This is a genomic window from Acinetobacter lwoffii (assembly GCF_024129855.1).
GTDB classification, from domain to species: Bacteria; Pseudomonadota; Gammaproteobacteria; order Pseudomonadales; family Moraxellaceae; genus Acinetobacter; species Acinetobacter lwoffii_L.
In genome coordinates this window covers 1-5555 of the sequence record NZ_JAMXXC010000054.1, presented here as the reverse complement: position 1 = coordinate 5555, position 5555 = coordinate 1, and the positions used below count along the sequence as shown (strand labels likewise).

Genomic DNA, 5555 nt, shown 5'->3' with positions numbered 1-5555 from the left:
TTAGAGTCAACCAGAAATCCAGGCAAGACAGCCAGATCACGCAATTTGGGCGGATTCTGAATGAGTTAAACATTGATATTATCTTCGCCAACTCCCCACAGGCGAAGGGTCGCGTAGAACGTGCCAACAGAACCCTTCAGGACCGTCTGATCAAGGAGATGCGCCTGGAAGGCATCTGTTCGATTGCAGAAGCAAATGCATGGTTGCCCTGCTTTATTGAACACTTCAATCAGAAGTTCGCTAAATGTGCGCGAAACTCAAAGAACCTACATCGGCCATTAACCGAATCTGATCTTGAACTGGATGATATTTTTACCTCGCAGGAACCGCGCAAGGTCACCAAGAATCTGACCCTGACGTATGACAAATGTATTTATCTGCTTGAACCGACTGAATTGAACCAGAAATTAGTTGGACAATACATTTCATTTCTGGAGTACCCGGATGGTACTATGGCCATCATGCATGAAGGTCGGAAAATCAACTACAGCATCTTCAATAAATTGGCTGGGCTACAGCAAAATGAGATTGTTGAGAATAAACGCTTAGGTTCAGTCCTGGCGCATATCCAGCAACAACATGAAGAGTTGGAGAAACAGAATAAACGTTCCCGGGCCCAGAAAAGTATGCCAAGTCGTAAAGCTCAGAAAGCTGTTATTGAACAAAAAAATTTAAATCCTGTGCTTGACTCTTGTGGTTAAAAACAGGACATTTTAAATGGTTTATCGCATAGACATTTTAATTGGTGAATAACAGACATTGTTTTATATTTTAAAATCAATATGATATAACATTGTAAAAAGCCCATTCACCCTCGAATGGGCTTTTCATAAAGCATTATGCTACTGATCTTAAAAAAAAATTCGCATAACCTGTTTTATGTTAATTTAGACAATATTAAGAAATATGGTTTCTATCACATTAACTATTTATATTTGACTATACTAACGATGGTATACCTCTTTTTCTTAGAACAGTATCAACCTTTTGATGCCACTCTTTAATTATCTTTGTTGTCTCAACTTCACTACTAACACATTTAATAAGAGTGCCCCTTGGTTGAGGTATTGTTTTTCCCCATAACTCCCAATCTAATATACGAACTGGACGTCTATGTTTAATCCATCCCATTTCGCTTTGATCGTCATCTACTTTGTAAGCGCCACCAACGACTTGAACTAGGGCAATTAATTTAGAACCATTCTTTATAGCAACTATATCATTTACCTCTAATTTATTTATAAAAGTTGAAATAACTTCCTGTCCTTCCTTCCAGTCACCTAAGCCTATAATTTTTTTGTTTTCTAAGATGCTATATAAATTTTCATCAGAAAATGATTGATCATCTGGATGTATTTGCATATGCCAATATGTTGTCATTATTTACCCCTAATTTTTGAAAACTATCTAAAATTAATATCCCAAAGCTTTGAGATATCTAGACAATCTTTTTAGAGATTTATCCAAATGCTCTTCATCATTAGCTACACCTTTTTTTAGAACTTCAATTAACGCAGGGTTCTTTGACAAAGTGATATGAAAATCATCATAAATCGGCAAAGTTTCATTCTTAGCATAACTAATAGAAGCACATAACAAACTAGCTAAATCTAATACACGATGCATAGGCAATTCTTCTGATTGTCGAGACCACTTTTCGCCAGTGTATCTCCAGACTTTTGCAGACAAATCCATTTCTTTAGGATTACTCCATTGCGCTAAACCAATAGACAAGCCCTCAGCATCTGTTTGATTGGTAAATTTGCCATCTAATTGAGTGTAATCTTCTAATTTTACAATCGGTTTGTGTGATAAATGATTTGGTATATCCATGTTCTCAACCTTATTTACTAAAGTGTTTACTAAAATATTTAGTAAACTAGTTAGTAGCTATGTTACTAAAGTATTTACTAAAGTAAAGCTTATTTTTAACACTGATTTAATATAATGGCCATTATGGGAAATTAACGTAATAATCAATGGATAATGGCTCGACATATCTAGATGATCTTCAATAGTTTAAAATCCTTGATTCAGTACTTAGTTAAAAACTATAGAAATCTAAAACATCTACTGGAAACTCATTTTTCAGAAAATGACGATGGCTGTGTCGCGACCCTTTAAAAATAACATTACGTGTGGAAATGAACTCTAAGTTAATAAAATTTATTTAATAAAAACAACAACTTATTTATCAAATAACAACCAATTTAATGCACAAAAAATGTTCAAAGAACCTAATCATTTTTTAATTTTATTTGAGTTTTTAAAATCTACTAGAAAGCTTTTAGGAACTATTTGTGTGATAAAATATTACGTAATAATCATAAGTTACGTAACTTGAATAAGTTGTTAAGGGAATTGTTGCCTAGTTATTTCTTTGTTATTTTATGAGTTATAAAAATCTATAAAAAAATTTTAGTAATAATTTATAAGAGATAAGGTTACGTAACAATCATAAGTTACGTAACTTAAATAAGTTATTACGGAAGTTGTTGATTAACTATTTCTTTAATTTCTTCAGAGCTTTTTGAAGCCAAATTTTCTAATGCAATTCTAACGATACTTGATCTACTAACACGAGCATTTTGACTTTTAACTACCAGTTCATCAATTAACTGATTAACTTCATCATTCAAAGAAAATGTACATCTAATAAATTTTTTCTCTTTGGTTTCTAAAGCTCTTACCCTTTTTTCAGCCCCAGATATGAATACTTCTGCTAACTGATCTTCTGGAGATATTTCAACTTTCTTTTTTAAACCGTTTAATCCAGCCATGATTAAATTCCTAAAAATTCATTAGCTATATTTTTAATCTCTGCTTTTGCTTTTTGATCACTATTTACTTCAAAAACAGAAAGGCCATTTTCATCAGCGTCATCATAGACATTTCTATTAGTCGTAATCGCATTTAACGCATTTATACCAAATGATTTACATGCATCTTTCGCATCTAAAATTCTTTGAACTTGTGATGGTAACGTTGGACATTGTGTAATAATTGCTCTTGCAATAAGATCTGGATTGACAGTTTTAGCTAATTTTAAAACTTGTTCCATATGTGCTAATGTTTTTAAATCCCTTCGTTTTGGTCTAAAAGGTAATAACATATGAGTAGCTATTGTCATTGCAGAACGTAAAGCTTCTGAATCTTGCCCACCAGCATCAATTACAATATCCTGATATCTACCTTGCAGATCTTTGAGAACTGAGCGGATATTGCCAGAAGCTTGAACTGAAGGAATATCTTTTAAATCATCATTATCATCACGTTCTTTTATCCTATCAGTTGTTGTTCCTTGAGGATCTGCATCTAATAAAAGGACATCCCTATTTTTTGTTTGAAGGTATACTGCTAAATTTTGAGATAAGCAGCTTTTTCCAGCACCGCCTTTTTCACCACCAACTAATATAATCATATTTTATGTAAGTTACGTAAGTTTAATAATTTAAGTAATGTAAAATGATTTCATGTAAAAATCAACTATCGTGATAAAAAAATAATTTAAAAGTTATCCACAAGTAAGGTTCTTTTTTATTATTTTATATATATTTTAAATTTATTATTTATATAACAGCTGTAACTATTGATATCAGGGGAATACAAAGAATTAAAGTGGACAGATTCCTACCAATAAGTGGACGGATTCCTACCAATAAGTGGACAGATTCCTTTATATAAAAGGACAGATTCCTTTATATAAGAGGACAGATTCCTTACATAAATGGACAAATTCCTTTCAAAAAAAACACTTCCGTTTATGGACGTTAAGTAGTATTGTCCATATATTGGTAATCAAATTTTTTAGCACTAACATATGAGCAATGTAATCTATAAAGATAATAATTTAATTGAAGCTTCCTATGCACTAAATCTTTCAGAACAAAGATTAATTTTAATAGCAATTCTTGCTGCCCGTGAGATTGAAAAAGAATTAACGGCCGAGACTATGTTAACGATTCATGCCTCGGAGTATATGAAACAGTTCAAGCTTGGCCGACAATCAGCATACGAAGCATTACAAGCAGCATGTGATAATTTATTTGAACGTAGGCTTACTTATAAAACAATAGATCCTGTTACAGGAAAAAAAGCAGTTTATAAGAGTCGATGGGTATCCAAAGTAGGTTATGTCAAAGAGGCTGCATGTGTGCAGTTGATATTTGCGCCAGATATCCTTCCGCTTTTCATTAAGCTTGAAGAAAAATTTACTAGATATGAACTTAAGCAAATTTCACAACTTACCAGTGTTTACTCTATTCGATTGTACGAGCTTTTAATACGTTGGAGATCCACAGGTAAGCTTTATGTCCCTATAGCAGATCTTAGAGAGAAATTAGGCTTGCTAGAAGATGAATACTCTCAAATGGGAGATTTTAAAAAGCGCGTTCTAAAAGTTGCTATAGAACAAATCAATAAATTTACTGATATTGAAGTTACTTATACCCAGAAAAAAGAAGGTAGGACTATTACTGATATAGAGTTTACTTTTTTTGAAAAAGATACCGTTCTAATACTCAGTGATAGAGCTCCAGAAAATTTATATAAATTAACAGCAAAGCAAATTTCATATTTTGCGCAAAAACTTTGCGATATTGATGACAATCCAGATTTTGGACGTGCTTTTGGAAAGATAGGCGAAACACAAGAAGATTTTCAGGAAAGAATTGAAGCCGAATTAACAGATCAAGAGAATGTTAAAAAATATTTTTCACATCTATTAAATGTTGGTTATAAACCAAAAAATGGGAAGCAAAAATAGTTACTGGATTGCTCACAGTATCCTAAACATGAGATAGCCTTCATTTTGAAGCGGCTCAAATGCTTCTGGGCTCATACCATCCAGATGTGAAGGCGCCTAATTCGATTGTAAAATATTCGATATAATCAAACACATCCGCACAGGCTATTTCTCGTGTTTTATGGCTCATCTTTTTAATATCCTAAAAAAAAGGGATACAGCAACAGCATTATCCCCCAACATGAGCTGTATATTGCGCAAGGTGGCGACTCATACTCTGAACCAAATTATGTTTTTGACAGAATTTCTCCCAGTCCACGCTACTGTATTGTAAGCCGTGATCTGAATGTATGATCCAGGTTCATTTGATCTACGTTACTATACAGCCATGGGAAGTGCATCCAAAACGATATTCTTGGTATGAGTGGGTTTTATTGGCAACCGAGGAATTTTTTCGAATATAAATCAAGAACTCCAGCCAGATATAATCAGCCTTGCCAATTTTATAAATTACGCAAGTTACATAACTTATGATGCTTATGTAATCCGGGTGCTGGGTAACCAATTCTGGATCATAAGCAGCTAAATACAGCTGTTTAAAGAGATAGATTTCTGCAATAGGTCAAATGTGAAAAACACGCGTACGTGTTTAGAGAGGCATAAGTGGACAGATTCCTGACACGTAAATTACGCAAGTTACATAACTTATGATGCTTATGCAATCCGGGTGCTGGGTAACCAATTCTGGATCATAAGCAGCTAAATACAGCTGTTTAAAGAGATAGATTTCTGCAATAGGTCAAATGTGAAA

At 33.4% G+C, this 5555-nt stretch carries 6 protein-coding genes and 1 pseudogene; 2 read left to right on the top strand and 5 right to left on the bottom strand.

The features are described 5' to 3' along the window. The coding region (locus NI465_RS16325; protein WP_494399513.1) for a transposase family protein at window positions 1-701 on the top strand (701 nt) is incomplete at its 5' end. 238 nt (window positions 702-939) lie between these two features. On the opposite strand, the gene NI465_RS16320 is transcribed toward NI465_RS16325, so the two are convergent. From NI465_RS16320 to NI465_RS16305, 4 genes are all read right to left on the bottom strand, one after another. Beyond that, entirely contained in the window at window positions 940-1380 is a 441-nt protein-coding gene (locus NI465_RS16320; protein WP_253145993.1) for a DUF8426 domain-containing protein, read from the bottom strand. 33 nt (window positions 1381-1413) lie between these two features. Beyond that, window positions 1414-1833 carry a DUF6530 family protein gene (locus NI465_RS16315; RefSeq protein ID WP_196077714.1) on the bottom strand — a complete coding sequence of 140 codons (420 nt, stop codon included), beginning with the start codon at window positions 1831-1833 and terminating at the stop codon, window positions 1414-1416. A 650-nt stretch (window positions 1834-2483) separates the two neighbouring features. Then, window positions 2484-2780: a hypothetical protein gene (locus NI465_RS16310; protein WP_180175078.1), complete on the bottom strand. Its 297-nt coding sequence runs from the start codon at window positions 2778-2780 to the stop codon at window positions 2484-2486. A gap of 2 nt (window positions 2781-2782) precedes the next feature. Next, window positions 2783-3421 carry an AAA family ATPase gene (locus NI465_RS16305; protein WP_253145992.1) on the bottom strand — a complete coding sequence of 213 codons (639 nt, stop codon included), beginning with the start codon at window positions 3419-3421 and terminating at the stop codon, window positions 2783-2785. A gap of 399 nt (window positions 3422-3820) precedes the next feature. On the opposite strand from NI465_RS16305, the gene repM reads away from it, so the two are divergent. Continuing rightward, window positions 3821-4765, top strand: a complete 945-nt coding sequence (gene repM / locus NI465_RS16300) for a replication initiation protein RepM (protein ID WP_196076281.1) — start codon at window positions 3821-3823, stop codon at window positions 4763-4765. 12 nt (window positions 4766-4777) lie between these two features. On the opposite strand, the pseudogene NI465_RS16890 reads toward repM, so the two are convergent. After that, window positions 4778-5232: pseudogene (locus NI465_RS16890) on the bottom strand (DDE-type integrase/transposase/recombinase); the annotation flags it as partial. Window positions 5233-5555: the final 323 nt, after the last annotated feature.